General features: G+C 70.1%; 16 protein-coding genes and 1 pseudogene. 12 read left to right on the top strand and 5 right to left on the bottom strand.

Annotated features, from left to right (window positions below):
- Position 1: 1 nt before the first annotated feature.
- Complete coding sequence (locus MUU77_RS06905; protein WP_245093143.1) at positions 2-403, bottom strand: copper resistance protein NlpE N-terminal domain-containing protein; 402 nt, start codon at positions 401-403, stop codon at positions 2-4.
- Between the two features lie 10 nt (positions 404-413).
- A complete protein-coding gene (locus MUU77_RS06910; protein ID WP_245093144.1) occupies positions 414-1,916 on the bottom strand; it encodes a helicase HerA-like domain-containing protein in 1,503 nt (500 codons plus the stop codon).
- Positions 1,917-2,052: 136 nt separating this feature from the next.
- Between MUU77_RS06910 and MUU77_RS06915 the strand changes: the two genes are divergently transcribed.
- Positions 2,053-3,633 (top strand): transglycosylase SLT domain-containing protein, encoded by a 1,581-nt coding sequence (locus tag MUU77_RS06915; protein ID WP_245093146.1) that lies wholly within the window; start codon positions 2,053-2,055, stop codon positions 3,631-3,633.
- A 104-nt stretch (positions 3,634-3,737) separates the two neighbouring features.
- On the opposite strand, the gene asd is transcribed toward MUU77_RS06915, so the two are convergent.
- Complete coding sequence (gene asd / locus MUU77_RS06920) at positions 3,738-4,580, bottom strand: archaetidylserine decarboxylase (protein WP_245093148.1); 843 nt, start codon at positions 4,578-4,580, stop codon at positions 3,738-3,740.
- On the bottom strand, positions 4,577-5,230 hold the full coding sequence (locus tag MUU77_RS06925; protein WP_245093150.1) for an SCO family protein: 654 nt from the start codon (positions 5,228-5,230) through the stop codon (positions 4,577-4,579). Before MUU77_RS06925 ends, asd begins: the two co-directional genes overlap by 4 nt.
- A gap of 136 nt (positions 5,231-5,366) precedes the next feature.
- On the opposite strand from MUU77_RS06925, the pseudogene prmB reads away from it, so the two are divergent.
- The 7 genes and pseudogenes from prmB (at position 5,367) to MUU77_RS06960 (ending at position 12,943) form a co-directional block, all read left to right on the top strand.
- Positions 5,367-6,295: pseudogene (gene prmB / locus MUU77_RS06930) on the top strand (50S ribosomal protein L3 N(5)-glutamine methyltransferase).
- A gap of 140 nt (positions 6,296-6,435) precedes the next feature.
- Positions 6,436-7,539, top strand: a complete 1,104-nt coding sequence (gene aroC, locus MUU77_RS06935; RefSeq protein WP_245093152.1) for a chorismate synthase — start codon at positions 6,436-6,438, stop codon at positions 7,537-7,539.
- Complete coding sequence (locus MUU77_RS06940) at positions 7,532-8,572, top strand: D-glycerate dehydrogenase (RefSeq protein WP_245093159.1); 1,041 nt, start codon at positions 7,532-7,534, stop codon at positions 8,570-8,572. Before aroC ends, MUU77_RS06940 begins: the two co-directional genes overlap by 8 nt.
- 75 nt (positions 8,573-8,647) lie before the next feature.
- Positions 8,648-9,673 carry an aspartate-semialdehyde dehydrogenase gene (locus MUU77_RS06945; RefSeq protein ID WP_245093165.1) on the top strand — a complete coding sequence of 342 codons (1,026 nt, stop codon included), beginning with the start codon at positions 8,648-8,650 and terminating at the stop codon, positions 9,671-9,673.
- Between the two features lie 86 nt (positions 9,674-9,759).
- On the top strand, positions 9,760-11,466 hold the full coding sequence (locus MUU77_RS06950) for a FimV/HubP family polar landmark protein (RefSeq protein WP_245093167.1): 1,707 nt from the start codon (positions 9,760-9,762) through the stop codon (positions 11,464-11,466).
- A gap of 18 nt (positions 11,467-11,484) precedes the next feature.
- Positions 11,485-12,288: a tRNA pseudouridine(38-40) synthase TruA gene (truA, locus tag MUU77_RS06955; RefSeq protein WP_245093169.1), complete on the top strand. Its 804-nt coding sequence runs from the start codon at positions 11,485-11,487 to the stop codon at positions 12,286-12,288.
- 22 nt (positions 12,289-12,310) lie between these two features.
- On the top strand, positions 12,311-12,943 hold the full coding sequence (locus tag MUU77_RS06960; RefSeq protein WP_245093171.1) for a phosphoribosylanthranilate isomerase: 633 nt from the start codon (positions 12,311-12,313) through the stop codon (positions 12,941-12,943).
- On the opposite strand, the gene MUU77_RS06965 is transcribed toward MUU77_RS06960, so the two are convergent.
- Positions 12,940-13,830 (bottom strand): LysR family transcriptional regulator, encoded by an 891-nt coding sequence (locus MUU77_RS06965; RefSeq protein ID WP_245093173.1) that lies wholly within the window; start codon positions 13,828-13,830, stop codon positions 12,940-12,942. The two genes, MUU77_RS06960 and MUU77_RS06965, sit on opposite strands and share 4 nt — an antisense overlap.
- A 95-nt stretch (positions 13,831-13,925) precedes the next feature.
- Between MUU77_RS06965 and trpB the strand changes: the two genes are divergently transcribed.
- The 4 genes from trpB to glmM all read left to right on the top strand — a co-directional run bounded on the left by trpB (position 13,926) and on the right by glmM (position 18,258).
- A complete protein-coding gene (trpB, locus tag MUU77_RS06970; protein WP_245093175.1) occupies positions 13,926-15,137 on the top strand; it encodes a tryptophan synthase subunit beta in 1,212 nt (403 codons plus the stop codon).
- Positions 15,134-15,931 carry a tryptophan synthase subunit alpha gene (trpA, locus tag MUU77_RS06975; protein WP_245093177.1) on the top strand — a complete coding sequence of 266 codons (798 nt, stop codon included), beginning with the start codon at positions 15,134-15,136 and terminating at the stop codon, positions 15,929-15,931. Before trpB ends, trpA begins: the two co-directional genes overlap by 4 nt.
- Before the next feature lie 87 nt (positions 15,932-16,018).
- On the top strand, positions 16,019-16,912 hold the full coding sequence (accD, locus tag MUU77_RS06980; RefSeq protein WP_245093179.1) for an acetyl-CoA carboxylase, carboxyltransferase subunit beta: 894 nt from the start codon (positions 16,019-16,021) through the stop codon (positions 16,910-16,912).
- Positions 16,909-18,258: a phosphoglucosamine mutase gene (glmM, locus tag MUU77_RS06985; RefSeq protein ID WP_245093181.1), complete on the top strand. Its 1,350-nt coding sequence runs from the start codon at positions 16,909-16,911 to the stop codon at positions 18,256-18,258. Before accD ends, glmM begins: the two co-directional genes overlap by 4 nt.
- Positions 18,259-18,271: the final 13 nt, after the last annotated feature.

Here is an 18,271-nt window from a genome sequence, read left to right on the forward strand (position 1 = left end):
CTCAGCGCTCCCCGGCAGCCGCGTCCGCGCGCCGCAGCGTGCGTCCGCGCGGATCCTCGACCGGCTCGATGCAGCTGCCTGAAGTGAGCACCAGCAGGTCTTCCTGGTGGATGGCGAACTCCTGCGCGGGCTGGCCGTGGTCCGGCACGAGCTGCACGCAGGTGCCGTTCCATGTCACCGACCAGCGCCCGGCGCTCACCGGCGCAGCCCGCAGGTCGTCCTGGCAGTGCGCCTGCAGGGTGTAGCGTCCGTCGGCGCGCAGGTCCAGCAGCACGTCCTGCATCACGCAGCCGGTGGATGGCAGGCTGCCGAAGAACGGACCGGCGAAGCTCGCCGGGGTCGGGTTGGCGGCGGCGGCCACCAGCGACACGGCGATGCCTGGCAGGACGAAAGGCCACTTCATGCGCATGCGATCAGCGGCGCCCGCCGAAGAGGCCGCCCAGGATGCCGCGCACGATCTGGTTGCCCAGCTTGGTGCCGATGGTGCGCGTGGTCTGCTTGGCCATTGTCTCGATCATGCCCTGGCGGCGCCTGGTGCCGAACACCGCGTCTTTGACCGACTGGCCGAAGCCGCCCGCGTCCGGATCGTCCTTCTCCGTCTTCGCCGCCGGTGCGTTGGCGGCCTGCGCCGCGGTTTCCGCGCGCTTGGCGAGCATTTCCGCGGCGGATTCGCGGTCCACCGGCGTGTCGTACTTGCCGCCGACAGGGCTGCCGTTGCGCACCTGCTGGCGCTCGGCTTCGTTGATCGCGCCCATGCGGCAGCGCGGCGGCGACACCAGCGTCTGCTGCACGGGCGATGGAATGCCCTTGTCCTGCAGCGTGGACACCAGCGCCTCGCCGGTGCCGAGCTTGGAGATGGCCTGGGCCACGTCCAGCTTCGGGTTCGGCACGAACGTTTCCGCCGCGGTCTTGACCGCCTTCTGGTCGCGCGGGGTGAAGGCGCGCAGCGCGTGCTGCACGCGGTTGCCCAACTGGCCGAGGATGTCGTCCGGCACGTCGTCGGGGAACTGCGAGCAGAAGTACACGCCCACGCCCTTGGAGCGGATCAGGCGCACCACCTGTTCGATGCGCTGCTGCAGGGCCGGCGGGGCATCGTCGAACAGCAGGTGCGCTTCGTCGAAGACGAACACCAGCTTGGGCTTGTCCAGGTCGCCGACTTCCGGCAGCGTCTCGAACAGCTCCGACAGCAGCCACAGCAGGAAGCTGGAGTACAGGCGCGGCTTCAGGATCAGCTGGTCCGCCGCCAGGATGCCGATCACGCCGCGGCCGTCGGTGTCCGTGCGCATCAGGTCGGCCAGTTCCAGTGCCGGCTCGCCGAAGAACATCTCGCCGCCTTCCTGTTCCAGCCGCAGCAGCGCGCGCTGGATGGCGCCCACCGACTGCGTGCTGACCAGGCCGTAGCTGGTGGAGATGTCCTTGCGCTCGGCGGCGACCAGGCCCAGCAGGGCGCGCAGGTCTTCCAGGTCGAGCAGCAGCAGGCCGCGGTCGTCGGCCAGCTTGAACACGATGTCCAGCACGCCGCTCTGGGTGTCGTTGAGTTCCAGGATGCGCGAGAGCAGGGTGGGGCCCATCTCGCTGACGGTGGTGCGGACCGGATGGCCCAGCCGGCCGTACAGGTCCCAGAAGATCACCGGGTTCGCGCCGGGCGCGTAGTCGGTGATGCCGATGTCCTTCGCGCGCTGCACGACCCGTTCGCTGCCGTCGCCGGCTGTCGCCAGTCCGGCCACGTCGCCCTTCACGTCGGCCATGAACACGGGCACGCCCATGCGGGAGAAACCCTCGGCCAGCGTCATCAGCGTCACCGTCTTGCCGGTGCCGGTGGCGCCGGCCACCAGGCCGTGGCGGTTGCCGAACTTCGGCTGCAGCGTGACCGGGATGTCGTCCGTGATGCCCTTGCCCAGCAGGATCGGGTCCATGTGCAACCTCGCGTGGTGATGGCGGGAATTCTAGCCGCTGGAAACCGCATGCGGGATAAAGAGATGCGACGTCCTGCCTTGCCCGCGGCGGGCGGCCAGGGCTACCCTCCCGACTCACACTCTGGATGCATGCCTGATGTCGTTTGCGGTTCCTGCCTGTCTGCGTCACTGGCCCGTCGCGGCCGCCCTGTCCCTGCTGCTGGTAGCGCCCGCCTCAATGGCGCAGCGCGTCTCGGCGCGCGATCGCGCGGCGGCGGAGGCGCTGGAACAGCGCATGGCCGCTGCGGAGAAACGCTATCGCGATGGCCTGGTGCTGGTGGCCAACAGCGATCCGCGCGGAGCGACCGAGAGCGATGCCGCGCTCGAGGACATGGAAGACGTGCTGGCGGCGTGCGTGCAGCAGCGCGGCTGCCAGGTGCCGACCCTGCTGGCCACCTACAAGCGCCTGCTGAAGGGCAATGCCGATGCGCAGGGCGCGGAGGGCGAAGGCGAGGGCGAGGCCATCGATGCGCTGGACGACGGCAGCGACCACGCGGTGCCGGTGGGCACGGCGATGCCGGAGACGGCGCGCACCGCGGCGCTGCTCAACGACCAGCGGCACGCATTCGACCGCATGGTCGAGTACAACCCGGCGGTGCAGGCCGGCATCCGCCGCTGGCTCACCGACATGCGGCCGGCATTGATCGACAGCTACGAGAACTACCAGAACATGCGCGCCGAGCTGTATCCGGCGTGGGAGCGCAGCGGCCTGCCGGAAGCGTTGCTGTTCGGCATCATGGCCAAGGAGTCCAATGGCCGGGTGCATTCCACCTCGCGCGCCGGCGCGGCGGGGCCCATGCAGTTCATGTTCCATACCGGCGCCCGTTTCGGGCTGGGCCGCGACGCCAGTGGCTTCGATACCCGCTACGACCCGTATGCCTCGGGCCAGGCCAGCGCGGACTACATGAACGAACGCATGCGCAGCCTCAACAACAACATCGAGCTGGCGCTGGCCGCCTACAACGGCGGTGAAGGGCGCGCGGCGCGCGTGTATCGCGAGAACAGCGGCCTGGGCTTCTGGGACGACGTGGTCTACAGCCAGTTCCCCGGTGAAACGCGCGACTACGTGCCCATGGTGATCGCGGCGGCGTGGCTGTTCCTGCATCCGCGCCAGTACGGCCTGGAGTTCCCGAAGGTCAACGCGCAGCCGGCACCGCTGAAACTGGCACGCGATGCCTCGCTCTACGAACTGACCATCTGCCTGGGCAACGGCGGCACCCGCGAGGGGTACATGCGCACGTTGCGCAACCTCAACCCCCGTTACCAGCCGGAAGCGTGGATCCCGGCCGGCACGACGCTGAAGGCCAATGCGCGCATCGCCGGCCTGTACGCCCGCCATTGCGTGAACGGACCGCGTGCGGAGCTTGCCCGGACGCTGGTGAGCGCCGATCCGGCCGCCGCGATCCGGCGCGGGGCACGGGCCGGCAACGTGGCCGTCGGCGACGTCACGCCGGTGGCCGGCGTTCCCACCACCGTGGCCACCGGCGAGCCCAAACCGGCCGAGCCCAAGGCCAGACAGGTACGCGAATACCGGGTGGCGAAGGGCGACACGCTGGGACGCATTTCGCAGCGTTTCCAGTGCGATCTGAAGAAGCTGGCCCGGGCCAACAAACTGAAGGCGCCGGCCTACGCCGTGCGACCGGGGCAGGAGCTGAAGCTGGAAGGCTGCGGGAAGTAGCGTGCGCCCTGCGCACGATCACGCGATGCGCGTCGCGCGCCTGCGGCCTGCCATGCATCGCCGCGACGTGCGCAGGGCGCACGCTACGGCGCGGGGCTGTTCCTTTAGCGCAGCTTGGCCAGCGCTTGACCCAACCGCACGGGTGATTCGGCTTTCAAACCTGGCGCCAGTTCGGCCACCCCCGGCGGCAGCAGCACGATGACGGTGGAGCCGTAATTGAACCTCGCCATTTCGGCAAACCGCTCCAGCGTGATGCCCTTGCCACGGTAGTCCTTGCGCGTGATCGCGCTGCCGTAGGCGGGGATTTCCTCGCCGCTCCACACGGTTTCAACGCCGGAGACCAGCAGTGCGCCCACCATCACCGACACCATGGGGCCGAAGTCGGTGTCGAAATGGCAGACCAGGCGCTCGTTGCGGGCGAACAGGCGCGGCACGCGCGCCACCGCATCGGTGCCCACGCTGAAGAGCCGTCCGGGCACGTGCACGGTTTCGCGCAGCGTGCCGGTCCATGGCATGTGCACGCGATGGTAATCGCGCGGCGACAGGTAGACGGTGGCGAACAAGCCGTTGCGGAACGGCTCGGCGGCCGCGGCGTCGCCCAGCAGTTCGGCGGCGGTGAACGACTGCCTCTTGGCCTGGAAGATGCGGCCGTCCTCGATGGCGCCGCACTGGCTGATGTGGCCGTCGGCGGGCATCAGCAGGGCGCGCGGATCGGGATCGGCCATGCGGGCGCCGGGCTTCAGCGCGCGGGTGAAGAAGGCATTGAAGCTGGGGTATGAACGCGGGTCGGGATTGGCGGCTTCGGCCAGGTCCACGTTGAACTTCCGTGTCACCGTATCGATCAGCCAGCGGCTGGTCGCGGGCGAGGTGGAATACGCCAGCCGGCGCGCCAGCGAGGACAGCAGGCGATGGGGCAGGACATACGTCAGCGACGTCAGCAGGCTCATTTCGACGAGGCCCCGGTCAGTGCGCGCATGTCGGAGGCGATCGCCTGGGGCTGGAACGGCGGCCGGATCAGGCCGGCCAGCTGGCCCTGGGGGTCGAGTACGGCGATGGCCGAGGAGTGATCCATGCTGTAGTCGTTCGGGTTCTGGTCGTAGCCCTTGCCGGGCACCTTCATGAACACGAAACCCAGCGACTTGGCGAAGTTTTCCAGCGCCGGGATGTCGGCCGTGGCCGCCAGCGTGTCGGGATGGAAGGCATGCGCGTACTCGCCGATGCGGGTGGGCGTGTCGCGCTCGGGGTCGACCGACACGAACAGCACGCGCGGGCGGGTGGAGTCCGGCAGGTCCTTCCACTGCGCCTGCGCCTGGGCCAGCTCGGCCAGGGTGGTGGGGCAGATGTCCGGACAGAAGGTGAATCCGATGAACACCAGCGTCCAGTGGCCTTTCAGCTCGCCATCGGCCAGTTGGGTGCCGTCGGACTGCCGCAGCGAGAACGGCGGCAGCGGACGCGCCTGCGGGAACAGGGTGACGGCCTGGGTGGGGGGCCATGGGGTCGCCGGCGTGACCGGGCCGAAGAATTTCTGTGCGGCCAGCAGGCCCAGGCCGGCGGCCAGCGCCAGGACGAGGATGAGGCCGATCTTCTTGTTGAACATGTGCTGGGAAGTCCCACGAGGGAGGGGCTTGGCCGTTGGACCGTGGTCGGCATGGACGGCAGGAGGAGGCCATGATACCGGGGCAGCCTCTATAATCGGCGGCACTCGCCGTTCCGGCGTCTTCCCCCGCCTTGCCATGACCGCCGACGTCGCCGCCGAACTGCATACCATCATCGACCTGATCCGCTACGGCGCCAGCCGCTTCAATGCGGCCGGACTGACCTTCGGCCACAGCTACGACAACGCCCTGGACGAGGCCTCGCACCTGGTGCTGCACACGCTGCACCTGCCGCCGGACCTGGGCCCGGCCTACGGGCAGGCGCGCGTCACCACGCCGGAGAAGGCGCAGGTGCTGGCGCTGTTCCAGCGCCGCGTGGAGGAGCGCATTCCGGTCGCGTACCTGACCGGCGAGGCCTGGTTCGCCGGCCTCAGCTTCAAGAGCGACGCGCGTGCGCTGGTACCGCGTTCGCCCATCGCCGAACTGATCGAATCGGGCTTCGAGCCCTGGCTGGGGGGCGCGAAGTGAACCGCGCCCTCGACCTGTGCACCGGCTCGGGTTGCATCGCCATCGCCATGGGCCACTACCACCCCGACTGGCAGGTCGACGGCGTGGACATCAGCGACGATGCGCTGGCGCTGGCGGCCGAAAACAAGGCGCGCCTGCACGCGGACAACGTGCATCTGGTCAAATCCGACCTGTTCGCCGGCCTGACCGGGCGCCACTACGACCTGATCGTCACCAATCCGCCCTACGTCACCAACGACGAGACCGACGCACTGCCGAAGGAATACTCCTTCGAGCCGGAGCTGGGCCTGCGCGCCGGCGACGATGGCCTGGACCTGGTGCTGAAGATCCTGCGCGATGCGCCGCTGCACCTGAGCCAGGACGGCCTGCTGATCTGCGAGGTGGGCGAGTCCGAGCATGCGCTGGTGAAGCTGCTGCCCGATGTGGAATTCGCCTGGATCGAGTTCAAGGTCGGCCAGATGGGTATCTTCGCCGTCGAATGCGCCGAGCTGATCCGCCACAACGCGCGCATCGCCGCGTTGGCCGCCGCCCGCAAATAAGGCGCCGGAACCGCCTTGCCACGCCTGCAGCGGTTGCGCCTGCAACCGTCGCGGCCCGCGTTGGCGCACTGCACAACAGGGTGGCCGGTATGCGATGCTTGAAGGCCCGGCACAGGTAGTTCCCACCCGCGGAGCGGCGCTTGAGCAGCAACAGTTTCGGAAAACTCCTCACCGTCACCACGTTCGGCGAATCGCACGGGCCGGCGATCGGCTGCGTGGTCGATGGCTGTCCGCCCGGGCTGGAGATCGCGCCCGAGGAATTCCGCCGCGACCTGGAGCGCCGCGCCACCGGCAAGTCGAGGCACACCTCCGCGCGCCGCGAGGCCGACGAGGTGGAGATCCTCAGCGGCGTGTACGAGGGCCGCACCACCGGCACGCCGGTCGCGCTGCTGATCCGCAACACCGACCAGCGCAGCAAGGACTACGCCGACATCGCGCGGCAGTTCCGCCCCGGCCACGCCGATTACACCTACTGGCAGAAGTACGGCATCCGCGACCCGCGCGGCGGCGGCCGCTCATCCGCGCGCGAAACCACCATGCGGGTGGCGGCGGGCGTGATCGCCAAGAAATGGCTGCAGCAGCGTTACGGCGTGAGCGTGCGTGGTTACCTGTCGCAGCTGGGACCGATCACGCCCGAGGGCTTCGACTGGAATGCGGTGGAGGACAACCCGTTCTTCTGGCCGCATGCGGCGCAGGTACCGGCGCTGGAAGCCTACATGGATGCGCTGCGCAAGTCGGGCGATTCCATCGGCGCGCGCGTCAATGTCGTCGCCGACGGCGTGCCGGCGGGGTGGGGCGAACCGATCTACGGCAAGCTGGACGGCGAGCTCGCCGCCGCGCTGATGAGCATCAACGCGGTGAAGGGGGTGGAGATCGGCGACGGCTTCGCCGCGGTCGCCCAGAAGGGCACCGAGCATCGGGACCTGATGACGCCCGAAGGCTTTCTGTCCAACCATGCCGGCGGCATCCTCGGCGGCATTTCCACCGGCCAGCAGGTCACCGCCTCCATCGTGCTGAAGCCGACCTCCAGCCTGCGCCTGCCGGGCGCGACGGTGGACGTGGACGGCCATACCGTGGACGTCGTCACCACCGGACGGCACGACCCCTGCGTGGGCATCCGCGCCACGCCCATCGCCGAGGCGATGATGGCGCTGGTGCTGATGGACCAGGCGTTGCGCCATCGCGCGCAGTGCGGCGATGTCGGCGATGTGCCGCCCCACGTTCCCGGCAGCGTCGATGGCTGAGCTGCGGCCGCGCGTCTGGGTGTCGCAGCCGCTGTTCGACGACATCGTCGGGCGGCTGGCGGCGCATTTCGACGTGCGGGCTACGGCCGACGTGACCGAACACAGTCCCGAGGCCATCGCCGAAGCGCTGCGCGGCAGCACCGGCGCGCTGGTGACCTTGAACGAACGCATCGGCCCCCGGGAAATCGCCGGTGCGGAGCAGCTGCGCGCCATCGCCAACGTCGGCGTGGGCTACAACAACCTGGATGTCGCGGCGCTGACGCAGGCCGGTATCGTCGCGACCAACACCCCGGACGTGCTGACCGAGACCACCGCCGATTTCGGTTTCGCCCTGCTGATGGCCACCGCGCGCCGCATCACCGAGGCCGAACGCTGGCTGCGCGACGGCCAGTGGCGGCAGTGGTCGTTCGGTACGCTGCTGGGTGCGGACCTGCACGGCAGCACGCTGGGCATCGTCGGCATGGGCCGGATCGGGCAGGGGATCGCCCGCCGTGCACGCGGCTTCGGCATGCGCGTGCTGTACCACAACCGCAGCCGCCTGCCAGAGCTCGTCGAGCGTGAGTGCGGCGCGACCTATGCCGGCTTCGACGATCTGCTGGTCCAGGCCGACCACGTGATCCTGGTGTTGCCTTACTCGCCGCAGGTCCACCACCTGGTCGATGCCGCGGCGCTGGCGAAGATGAAGCCCACCGCCACGCTGGTGAACATCGCCCGTGGCGGGCTGGTCGATGAAGCCGCGCTGGCCGATGCGCTGGCCGGCGGCCGCCTCGCTGCCGCCGGCCTGGACGTGTACGAGGGCGAACCCGCCGTGCGTCCGGAACTGCTGGCCCTGCGCAACGTGGTGCTGACCCCGCACATCGCCAGTGCCAGCCTGGCCACGCGCCGCGCCATGGTGTCGCTGGCGGTGGACAACCTGATCGCCGCGCTGGGCGAAGGGCCGGACGCGGGCCATCCGCCGTCGCCGGTCAATCCGGACGCGCTGGCTACCGCCTCGACCATCAACACCATCATCGCCAAACGACAGGGAGCCTGAGGCACGTCCGCAGGTTCCCCGAACACAGCCTCCCTGTCCGCTGTCTTCAACCGAAATCTTTCGCGAATCCTTTCCATGAGCAACCAGAACCGTAGCTTCACCGTCGCTGTCGTCGGCGCCACCGGCGCCGTCGGCGAAACCATGTTGTCCATCCTGGCCGAACGCCACTTTCCGGTCGGCAAGCTCGTCCTGCTGGCCTCGGCGCGTTCGGCCGGCACCCAGGTCGATTTCAAGGGCCAGAAGGTCGACGTGCTCGACCTGGAAACCTTCGACCCGACCGGCGTGGACATCGCCCTGTTCTCGGCTGGCGGCAGCGTATCGAAGGAATACGCGCCGAAGTTCGCCGCCGCCGGTGCGGTGGTGATCGACAACTCCTCCACCTTCCGCTACGACGCCGACGTGCCGCTGGTGGTGTCCGAGGTCAATCCGCACGCGGCGAAGCACCGTCCGCGCGGCATCATCGCCAACCCCAACTGCTCGACCATGCAGCTGATGCCGGTGCTGGCGCCGATCCACCGCGAGTACGGCATCGAGCGCATCAACGTGGCCACCTACCAGTCGGTGTCGGGGGCCGGCCGTTCCGGCCTGGAGGAACTCGGTCGCCAGACCGCGCAGTTGCTGGCCTTCCAGGACATCGAGCCGAAGAAGTTCCAGGCGCAGATCGCCTTCAACCTGATCCCGCACATCGACGAGTTCCAGCCCAACGGCTACACCAAGGAAGAGATGAAGCTGGTCTGGGAGACCCGCAAGATCCTCGAGGACGACAGCATCCAGGTCAATCCCACCGCCGTGCGCGTGCCGGTGTTCTACGGGCACTCCGAGGCCGTCAACATCGAGACCAGGAAGAAGATTTCGCCGGAACAGGCCCGTGAACTGCTGCGCGCCGCGCCCGGCGTGGAAGTCGTCGACGAGCCCAGGGCGGGCGGCTATCCGACGCCGGTCACCCATGCCTCGGGTCGCGACCCGGTGTTCGTCGGCCGCATCCGCGAGGACTTCTCGCATCCGCGCGGCCTCAACCTGTGGGTGGTGGCCGACAACATCCGCAAGGGCGCGGCCCTGAACGCCGTGCAATTGGCCGAACTGGTGGCGAACGGCGGCTGAGCGGCTATAGTCGTGCCCGGGAAACATGGGGAAGGGCCGTGAAACCGAAGCACAGACCTCGGACGGCAGCACTCCGCCTGGCCGGCATGATCGGGCTGGGGCTGGCATTGCTGAGCAATGCCGCCCTCGCGCTCGGCCTGGGGGAGATCAAGGTCAAATCGCAACCCGGCCAGCCGCTGCTGGCCGAGATCCCGATCATTTCCAGCGAGCCGGGCGAGCTGGAACAGCTGCGTGCGCGCCTGGCCTCGCCGGTGACGTTCGAGCGCGTCGGCCTGCCGCGCCCGCAGGGCCTGGTCAACGAACTGGACTTCAGCGTCGCGCTGGATGAAGCCGGACGCCCGGTGGTGCGCGTCACCAGCCGCACGCCGGTGGACGTGCCGGCGGTCAATTTCCTGATCGAAGTGGACTGGGGCCAGGGCCGGCTGGTGCGCGAGTACTCCGCGCTGGTCAGCGCGCCGGGCACGCTGGCGGCGGCCGGACAACCCGTGATCGATGCGCCGGCCGCCGCGCCGGCGGACACCATCGCGCGCCCGGTCGCGCCTGCCGTGGCCACCGTGCCGGAACCCGCGCCGGCCGAGCAGGCGCCACCGCCCGCGCCCACGCGTCCGGCGCCCGTGCCTTCTTCGCCGGCACCTGCGGTCGCGGCCACGCCGCCCGCGCAGGTCGCAGCGGGCGATGCGCTGGCGCCCGTGCGCCGCGGGCAATCGCTGTCGCAGGTCGCGGCGCCGCTGGCGCGCGCGCAGGGCTACACCCTGGACCAGGCGATGGTCGCGCTGCTGCGCGCCAACCCCGAAGCCTTCATCAACGGCAACATCAATCTGCTCAAGCAGGGCGCGGTGCTGCGCGTGCCGGAGTCGGCCCAGGCGCAGGCCATCCTCGAGGACGAAGCCGCCGCCCTGGTGCGCAGCCAGATCGCCGAGTGGCGACGCGCGCGCGCGCCCATTCCGCAGCCGGCCGCCGTGGTGGACCCGGCGCCTGCGGCGACCGCCGCGCCGTCGGCACCGCCCGCGCCCGTGGCCGGCGCGCGCCTGGAAATCGCTCCCGCGGCCACTGGCACGTCGGGTTCTGGAACGCAGTCCGGCGTGAGCGCCGGCGGTGAGGGCGAGATGTTGGCGAACGAACAGTTGCAGCAGTCGAAGGAAGACCTGGCCGCGCGCGAAGCCGAGGTGCAGGAACTGCGCTCGCAGGTGGCGGAACTGGAAAAGCTCAAGGCCCAGCAGGAGAAGCTGCTGGCCATGAAGGACAGCGACCTGGCCGCCGCACAGCAGCGCCTGGCGCAGGCCAATGGCGGCGAAGGCGGCATCCCGGTCTGGGCGTGGGCGGGCTTCGGCCTGCTGTTCGTCGGCGCACTGGCGTGGGGCTTCGCCCAGCGCCGCCAGCGAACGTCGCCAGCGCCGGTGCCGCGCAATCCGGTGTTCGGCCATGCGCCGGCGGACAGCCGGGCCGCGGAACTGGCCGCGGCGATGCCGCAGGCGGCCACGCCCGACGCCGAGCCCGCCCCCAGTCCCGTGCTGGAGCCGGCGGTCAGCGTACCGGTCGCCGCCGCGCCGAAGTCGCCGCCGAAACCTGCGCCCGCGGTGGGCCCCACCTGGCATGCCGGCAGCGGCCCAGCGCCTGCCGCTGCGCCGGCATCGCCGCAGCCGCCTGCCGGTCGTGATCGACTGGAACTGGCCGTGGCCTACCTGGACCTGGGCGATGTGGCGACCGCACGCGACCTGTTGAACGAGGTCGTGGCCGGCCAGGACGCGACGGCGCGCGACGAGGCGCTGCAACTGCTGCGCGAGATCGGATGACGGGCGCGGAGTGATGTCGTGACGCGCTATGCGCTGGGCGTCGAGTACGACGGCGGCGGTTTCCTGGGATGGCAGCGGCTGAGCAAGTCCGGCACGCCGGACGACACCACCACCGTGCAGGCGGCGCTGGAGAACGCGCTGTCGTCGGTGGCCGATGCCCAGGTGGACACGGTCTGCGCCGGCCGCACCGATGCCGGGGTGCACGCGCAATGCCAGGTGGTCCACTTCGACAGCGACGCCGCGCGCACGCCGCGCGGCTGGTTGCTGGGCGCCACCGCGCGCCTGCCCCCCGCGGTCTGCGTGCGCTGGTGCCAGCCGGTGGCCGGTGATTTCCATGCGCGCTTCTCTGCGCGCGCGCGGCGCTATCGCTACACGCTGGTGAACCGGTTGGCGCGGCCGGCGCTGGAGCGCCAGTACCTGAGCTGGGAAAAGATGCCGCTGGACGCCGACGCCATGCACCGCGCCGCCCAGGTGCTGGTGGGCGAGAACGATTTCAGCGCGTTCCGCACCGTGCACTGCCAGTCGCCGCACGCCATGCGCAACCTGCACGCGATCTCGGTCGAGCGCCAGGGCGAGCGCGTGGTCGTCCAGGTGCAGGCCAATGCGTTCCTGCACCACATGGTGCGCAACATCGTGGGTTCGCTGCTGGTGGTGGGGCGTGGCGAACGGCCGGAGGGCTGGATCGGCGAACTGCTGGCGGGCCGCGACCGCACCGTCGCCGGGCCGACGGCGCCGCCCGATGGGCTGGTGTTCGTCAGTCCACTGTATCCGGCCGAATGGGGCCTGCCGTCGGAAGTGACCCTGCCTGCCGCCATGGGCTGAGCCGCCGGGTTACCCTTGCGCCATGCATACGCGCATCAAGTTCTGCGGGCTGACCCGCGCCGAGGATGTCCGCTTGGCGGTGGAACTGGGCGCGGACTACATCGGCCTGGTGTTCGCGCCGCGCAGCCCCCGTCGGCTGCTGCTGGGCCAGGCGCGCATGCTGCGCGAGCTGGTGCCGGAGGAAATCGGCGTGGTGGCGCTGGTGATGGACAACCCGCGCAACGAGATCGACCAGATCATCGAATCCCTGCAGCCGGACCTGTTGCAGTTCCACGGCGCCGAGGACGATGCGTTCGCCGGTTCGTTCCCGCGGCCGTTCTGGAAGGCGATCGCGATGGGCGGGCAGGACGGGGGCGCCTTCGCCAGCCTGGCGGCCTATCCCAGCGCGAGCGGCTTTCTTTTCGACGGCCACGGGGCGGGCGAGCAGGGTGGCAGCGGGCAACGGTTCGACTGGCGGCAGATGCCGGCGGTCAGCGACCGGCCATGCCTGCTGGCCGGCGGCCTGTCGCCCGACAATGTCGGGCTTGCGCTGCGCACTGCGCGTCCGTGGGGCGTGGATGTGTCCAGCGGCATCGAGACCGCGCCCGGCGAGAAGGATCCGGAGAAGATGCGACGCTTCGTCGATGCGGTCCGCACCGCCGACACCCGCGGCTAGCCCGCGGACAGCAGGTCGCGGCGCAGCCAGTCGGCCAGCAGGGGGATGCGCGCATCCGGATTGCCGCGCGCGGCGCACAGCGCCCAGGTTCCGCCGGTGTCGGCGAACCCCCAGGGCGCGACCAGGCGCCCGCTGTCCAGGTCGGCCTGTACCAGTTCTCTGGGTGCGATGGCGACGCCCAGGCCGGCGGCCGCCGCCTCCAGCAGATAGGTCAGGTGATCGAAACCGGTGCCCAGGCGCGGTGCGTCCGTCAGCTGCTGCGACGCCAGCCAGCGCGGCCAGGCCTGCGGCCGCGAGGCGGTGTGCAGCAGCGGTTCGTCCAGCAGCGCGCGCGGCGGACCCTTGCGCAAGGCGTCGAACCGTGCGTGACGGGGGCTGAGCACCGGGCCGATCCGCTCGGGCGCCAGCGGCCAGACCTGCCATCCCGGGGGCCACGGCGCTTCGCCCAGGAACAGGGCGGCATCCAGCCCCGCGGCCGCGAGGTCCATCGCGCCTTCCTGCGCGGACAGATGGAGGGTCAGGTCGGGCAGGTCCGCCGCCAGGCGCTCCAGGCGGGGAATGACCCAGCGCGCCAGCAGGCTGCCCGGGCAGCCAAGCACCAGTGCCGGCGCGCGCGGACCGCGCTGCAACGCGGTCCAGCCCGCCTGCAGCACGCCGAACGCTTCGCCCGCACTGTCGCGCAGGCGATGGCCATCGCCCGTCAGGGCCAGGCCCCGCCCGTCGCGGACGAACAGCGGACGGCCCAGCGCGTCTTCGAGCGCGCGGATATGCCGGCTGACGGCACCATGGGTGACGTGCAGCTCGGTGGCGGCCTGGCTGACGCTGCCCAGGCGGGCCGCGGCCTCGAAGGCACGAAGGGCATTCAACGAAGGCAGGGAGCGGCTCATTCTGTGAGTTTAACTCACGGGTTTGTCCGGAATAGTCGGTTTTCGCGGAGATGACGGTGCGATAACGTGAGGCATCGCTTCCCCGGAACCTCGCCATGCAGCCCGTCACCGACTTCCACGCCTACCCGGACGCCCGCGGCCACTTCGGCCGTCACGGCGGGCGCTTCGTCGCCGAAACCCTGATCGGTCCGCTGCAGGAACTGGCCGCCGCCTACGACACCGCCCGCGTCGATCCGGCCTTCATCGCCGCCTTCGACAAGGACCTGAAGCATTACGTCGGCCGGCCCAGCCCGATCTATCACGCCGAGCGCCTGAGCCGCGAAGTCGGCGGCGCGCAGATCCTGCTCAAGCGCGAGGACCTGAACCACACCGGCGCGCACAAGATCAACAACACCATCGGACAGGCGCTGCTGGCCAGCCGCATGGGCAAGAAGCGGATCATCGCCGAGACCGGCGCCGGCCAGCATGGGGTGGCCAGCGCCACCGTCGCCACCCGGCTGGGGCTGGAATGCGTGGTCTACATGGGCGCTACCGACATCGAGCGCCAGAAGATCAACGTCTACCGGATGAAGCTGCTCGGCGCGACCGTGGTGCCGGTGACCAGCGGTTCGGCCACGCTGAAGGATGCGCTGAACGAGGCCATGCGCGACTGGGTGACCCACGTGCACGACACGTTCTACATCATCGGCACCGTCGCCGGCCCGGACCCGTATCCGCGCATGGTGCGCGACTTCAACGCCGTGGTCGGCCGCGAGGCGAGGGCGCAGATGCTGGCCGACTACGGCCGCCTGCCGGACGCCATCACCGCCTGCGTCGGCGGCGGCAGCAACGCGATCGGCCTGTTCCACGCCTTCCTCAACGACGCCAGCGTGCGCATCGTCGGTGCCGAGGCCGCCGGCGACGGCATCGGCACCGGTCGCCATGCGTCTTCGCTGTCCGCCGGCCGCGTCGGCGTGCTGCATGGCAACCGCACCTACGTGATCTGCGACGACGACGGGCAGATCATCGAGACCCACTCCATCTCCGCCGGCCTGGATTACCCGGGCGTCGGTCCGGAGCACGCCTTCCTGAAGGACAGCGGGCGCGCCGAGTACGTCGGTGTCACCGACGAGGAAGCGCTGGCCGCGTTCCATCGCCTGACCCGCACCGAGGGCATCCTGCCGGCGCTGGAGTCCAGCCACGCGGTCGCCCAGGCGATCAAGCTGGCGCGCGAACTGCCCAAGGACCACCTGGTGCTGTGCAATCTGTCCGGCCGTGGGGACAAGGACGTGCACACCATCGCCGCCCGCGAGGGGATCAGCCTGTGAGCCGCTTCGAAGCCAAGTTCGCCCAACTCACGGCCGCCGGCCGCAAGGCCCTGGTCCCGTTCATCACCGCCGGCGATCCGTCGCTGGAATCCACGGTCCCGGTGATGCATGCGCTGGTCGATGCGGGTGCGGATGTCATCGAACTGGGCGTGCCTTTTTCCGACCCGATGGCCGACGGCCCGGTCATCCAGCGCAGCTCCGAACGCGCGCTGGCCCGCGGCGCGGGCCTGCGCTACGTGCTGGAGGCGGTGGAGGTGTTCCGCCAGCAGGATGACACCACGCCCATCGTGCTGATGGGCTACCTGAACCCGATCGAGATCCACGGGGCGGAGCGCTTCGCCCGCGAGGCGGTCGCCGCCGGTGTGGATGGCGTGTTGCTGGTGGACCTGCCGCCGGAAGAAGCCGAGGAGACCCGTGCGGTGTTCAACCGGGAGGGGCTGGCCCTGATTGCGCTGGCATCGCCGACCACCTCGTCCGAGCGCCTGCGGATGCTGTGCGGGACCGCGCAGGGCTACCTGTACTACGTCAGTTTCGCCGGGGTGACCGGCGCCTCCGAGCGATTGGATGCGACCGCGGCCGGCGAACGCCTGAAGCTGCTGCGGGGAGCCTCCCGCGCGCCCGTGGTGGCCGGATTCGGCATCAAGGACGCCGACAGCGCCCGCGCGATGGCGGCCGATGCCGACGGCGTGGTGGTGGGCAGCGCGCTGGTGGCCGCGCTGGCGGAAGCCGGCGATGAAGCGCCCGCGCGCGCGGCGGCGTTCCTGGCGCCGTTGCGGGCGGCGCTGGACGGCTGAGCCACCGTACGGTCGTGCATGGACGACTGAGCTAAACTGCCGCGCTAATCCATTGGGCCCCTCCCGGGGCAGGCAGCAAGACCACGCATGAGCTGGCTCAGCAAACTGATGCCCTCCGGCATCCGCACCGAGGGCAACGCGGGCAGGAACAAACGCAGCGTCCCCGAGGGTTTGTGGGAAAAATGCGACCGCTGCGGCGCGGTGCTCTACCGCCCGGAGCTGGAAGAGAACCTGGAAGTCTGCCCCAAGTGCAGCTTCCACATGCCGATCCGCGCCCGTGCCCGGATGGCGGCGCTGTTCGACCCCGGCAGCACCCGCGAGATCGGCGCCGCGCTGGGCCCGACCGACGTGCTGAAGTTCAAGGACCAGAAGAAGTACGCCGACCGCATCAAGGCCGCGCAGAAGAGCACCGGCGAGCGCGATGCGCTGATCACCCTGCAGGGCACGTTGAAGGGCCGCGACCTGGTCGCCAGCGCCTTCGATTTCGCCTACATGGGCGGTTCCATGGGCTCGGTGGTGGGCGAGCGCTTTTCGCTGGGCGCCGAGCGCGCGCTGGAAATCGGTTCGCCGTTCGTGTGCTTCTCCGCCAGCGGCGGCGCGCGCATGCAGGAAAGCCTGTTCTCGCTGATGCAGATGGCCAAGACCTCGGCCGCGCTGGGCAGGCTGCGCGAGGCCGGCCTGCCCTACATCTCGGTGATGACGCACCCCACCACCGGCGGCGTGTCGGCCAGCTTCGCGATGCTGGGCGACATCAACCTGGCCGAGCCGGAAGCGCTGATCGGCTTCGCCGGCCCGCGCGTGATCGAACAGACCGTGCGCGAGACCCTGCCGGAAGGCTTCCAGCGGTCGGAGTTCCTGGTGGCGCACGGCGCCATCGACCAGATCTGCGACCGTCGCGAGTTGCGTGACCGGCTGGCCGACCTGCTGGCGTTGCTGATGAGACAGCCCAAGCCGCAGGACAGCGAACTGGTGACCGCATGAGCCGCAAATACTTCGGTACCGACGGCATCCGTGGGCGCGTCGGCACCAGCCCCATCTCCGCCGATTTCGTGCTGCGCCTGGGCAACGCCCTGGGGCGCGTGCTGTGCGAGAAGGCGGGCGATGCGCGTCCGGTGGTGGTGATCGGCAAGGACACCCGCATCTCCGGCTACATGTTCGAAGCCGCGCTCGAGGCCGGGCTGGTGGCCGCAGGCGCCGACGTGCAGCTGATGGGACCCATGCCCACGCCGGCGGTGGCGTTCCTGACGCGCACGCTGGGTGCCGATGCCGGCATCGTGATAAGCGCATCGCACAACCCGCATTACGACAACGGCATCAAGTTCTTTTCCGCCGAGGGCGAGAAGCTGGACGATGCGACGGAGCTGGCCATCGAGGCCGCGCTCGACGCACCGTTCTTCACCGCCGAATCCGAGAAGCTGGGCAAGGCGATCCGCACGCGCGACGCGGTCGGCCGCTACATGGAATTCTGCAAGGCCAGCGTGCCGCGCCGTTTCGACCTGAAAGGCCTGAAGGTGGTGCTGGACTGCGCGCACGGCGCCACGTACCACATCGCGCCGCTGCTGTTCCGCGAACTGGGTGCCGACGTGGTCACCATCGGTGCCGAGCCCAACGGCGTCAACATCAACGACGGCGTCGGCTCCATGCACGTGGAGAACCTGGCCGCCAAGGTGCGCCAGACCGGCGCCCGCCTGGGCATCGCCTTCGATGGCGACGGCGACCGCGTGCTGATGGCCGACGGAGCCGGCACGCCGGTGGATGGCGACCAGCTGATCTACCTGCTGGCGCGCGACTGGCAGGCCAGCGGGCGGTTGCGCGGGCCGGTGGTCGGCACGCTGATGACCAACTACGGCCTGGAGCGCGCACTGGCCCAGCTGGAAATCCCGTTCGTCCGCACCAAGGTGGGCGACCGCTACGTGCACCAGGCGCTGGTCGAAGGAAATGCGGTGCTGGGCGGCGAAGCCTCCGGCCACCTGCTGTGCCTGGACCGCACCACCACCGGCGATGCCATCATCGCCGCACTGCAGGTGCTGGAAGCCCTGCGCCGCCGCCGGCAGACGTTGCGCGAGGCCCTGGACGGGCTGACCATGCTGCCGCAGAAGACCGTCAACGTGAAGCTGGCCAACGGCAGCCGGCCGACCGAGGCCGCCAGCGTGCAGGCGGCGCTGGCGCAGGCGCAGGCGGCGGTGTCCGGGCGCGGTCGTGCGTTCCTGCGTCCCTCCGGTACCGAGCCGGTCGTGCGCGTCACGGTGGAAGCCGATGACGATGCGCTGGTGAAGAGCACGCTGGAAACGCTCGCCGAGGCCGTGCGCGCCGCCGCGGCGGCTTGAGCCGGATCAATGA

It is taken from the genome of Pseudoxanthomonas sp. F37 (genome assembly GCF_022965755.1).
Classification (GTDB): Bacteria; Pseudomonadota; Gammaproteobacteria; order Xanthomonadales; family Xanthomonadaceae; genus Pseudoxanthomonas_A.

Excerpts from the sequence above, each read along its gene's own strand:
- MUU77_RS06945 (WP_245093165.1), top strand. The coding sequence starts at position 8,648 with ATGAGCAACCAGAACCGTAGCTTCACCGTCGCTGTCGTCGGCGCCACC.
- MUU77_RS06915 (WP_245093146.1), top strand. The coding sequence starts at position 2,053 with ATGTCGTTTGCGGTTCCTGCCTGTCTGCGTCACTGGCCCGTCGCGGCC.
- accD (WP_245093179.1), top strand. The coding sequence starts at position 16,019 with ATGAGCTGGCTCAGCAAACTGATGCCCTCCGGCATCCGCACCGAGGGC.
- MUU77_RS06910 (WP_245093144.1), bottom strand. The coding sequence starts at position 1,916 with ATGGACCCGATCCTGCTGGGCAAGGGCATCACGGACGACATCCCGGTC.
- trpB (WP_245093175.1), top strand. The coding sequence starts at position 13,926 with ATGCAGCCCGTCACCGACTTCCACGCCTACCCGGACGCCCGCGGCCAC.
- MUU77_RS06965 (WP_245093173.1), bottom strand. The coding sequence starts at position 13,830 with ATGAGCCGCTCCCTGCCTTCGTTGAATGCCCTTCGTGCCTTCGAGGCC.
- MUU77_RS06925 (WP_245093150.1), bottom strand. The coding sequence starts at position 5,230 with ATGTTCAACAAGAAGATCGGCCTCATCCTCGTCCTGGCGCTGGCCGCC.
- MUU77_RS06905 (WP_245093143.1), bottom strand. The coding sequence starts at position 403 with ATGAAGTGGCCTTTCGTCCTGCCAGGCATCGCCGTGTCGCTGGTGGCC.
- MUU77_RS06960 (WP_245093171.1), top strand. The coding sequence starts at position 12,311 with ATGCATACGCGCATCAAGTTCTGCGGGCTGACCCGCGCCGAGGATGTC.
- asd (WP_245093148.1), bottom strand. The coding sequence starts at position 4,580 with ATGAGCCTGCTGACGTCGCTGACGTATGTCCTGCCCCATCGCCTGCTG.
- glmM (WP_245093181.1), top strand. The coding sequence starts at position 16,909 with ATGAGCCGCAAATACTTCGGTACCGACGGCATCCGTGGGCGCGTCGGC.
- MUU77_RS06950 (WP_245093167.1), top strand. The coding sequence starts at position 9,760 with ATGATCGGGCTGGGGCTGGCATTGCTGAGCAATGCCGCCCTCGCGCTC.
- MUU77_RS06940 (WP_245093159.1), top strand. The coding sequence starts at position 7,532 with ATGGCTGAGCTGCGGCCGCGCGTCTGGGTGTCGCAGCCGCTGTTCGAC.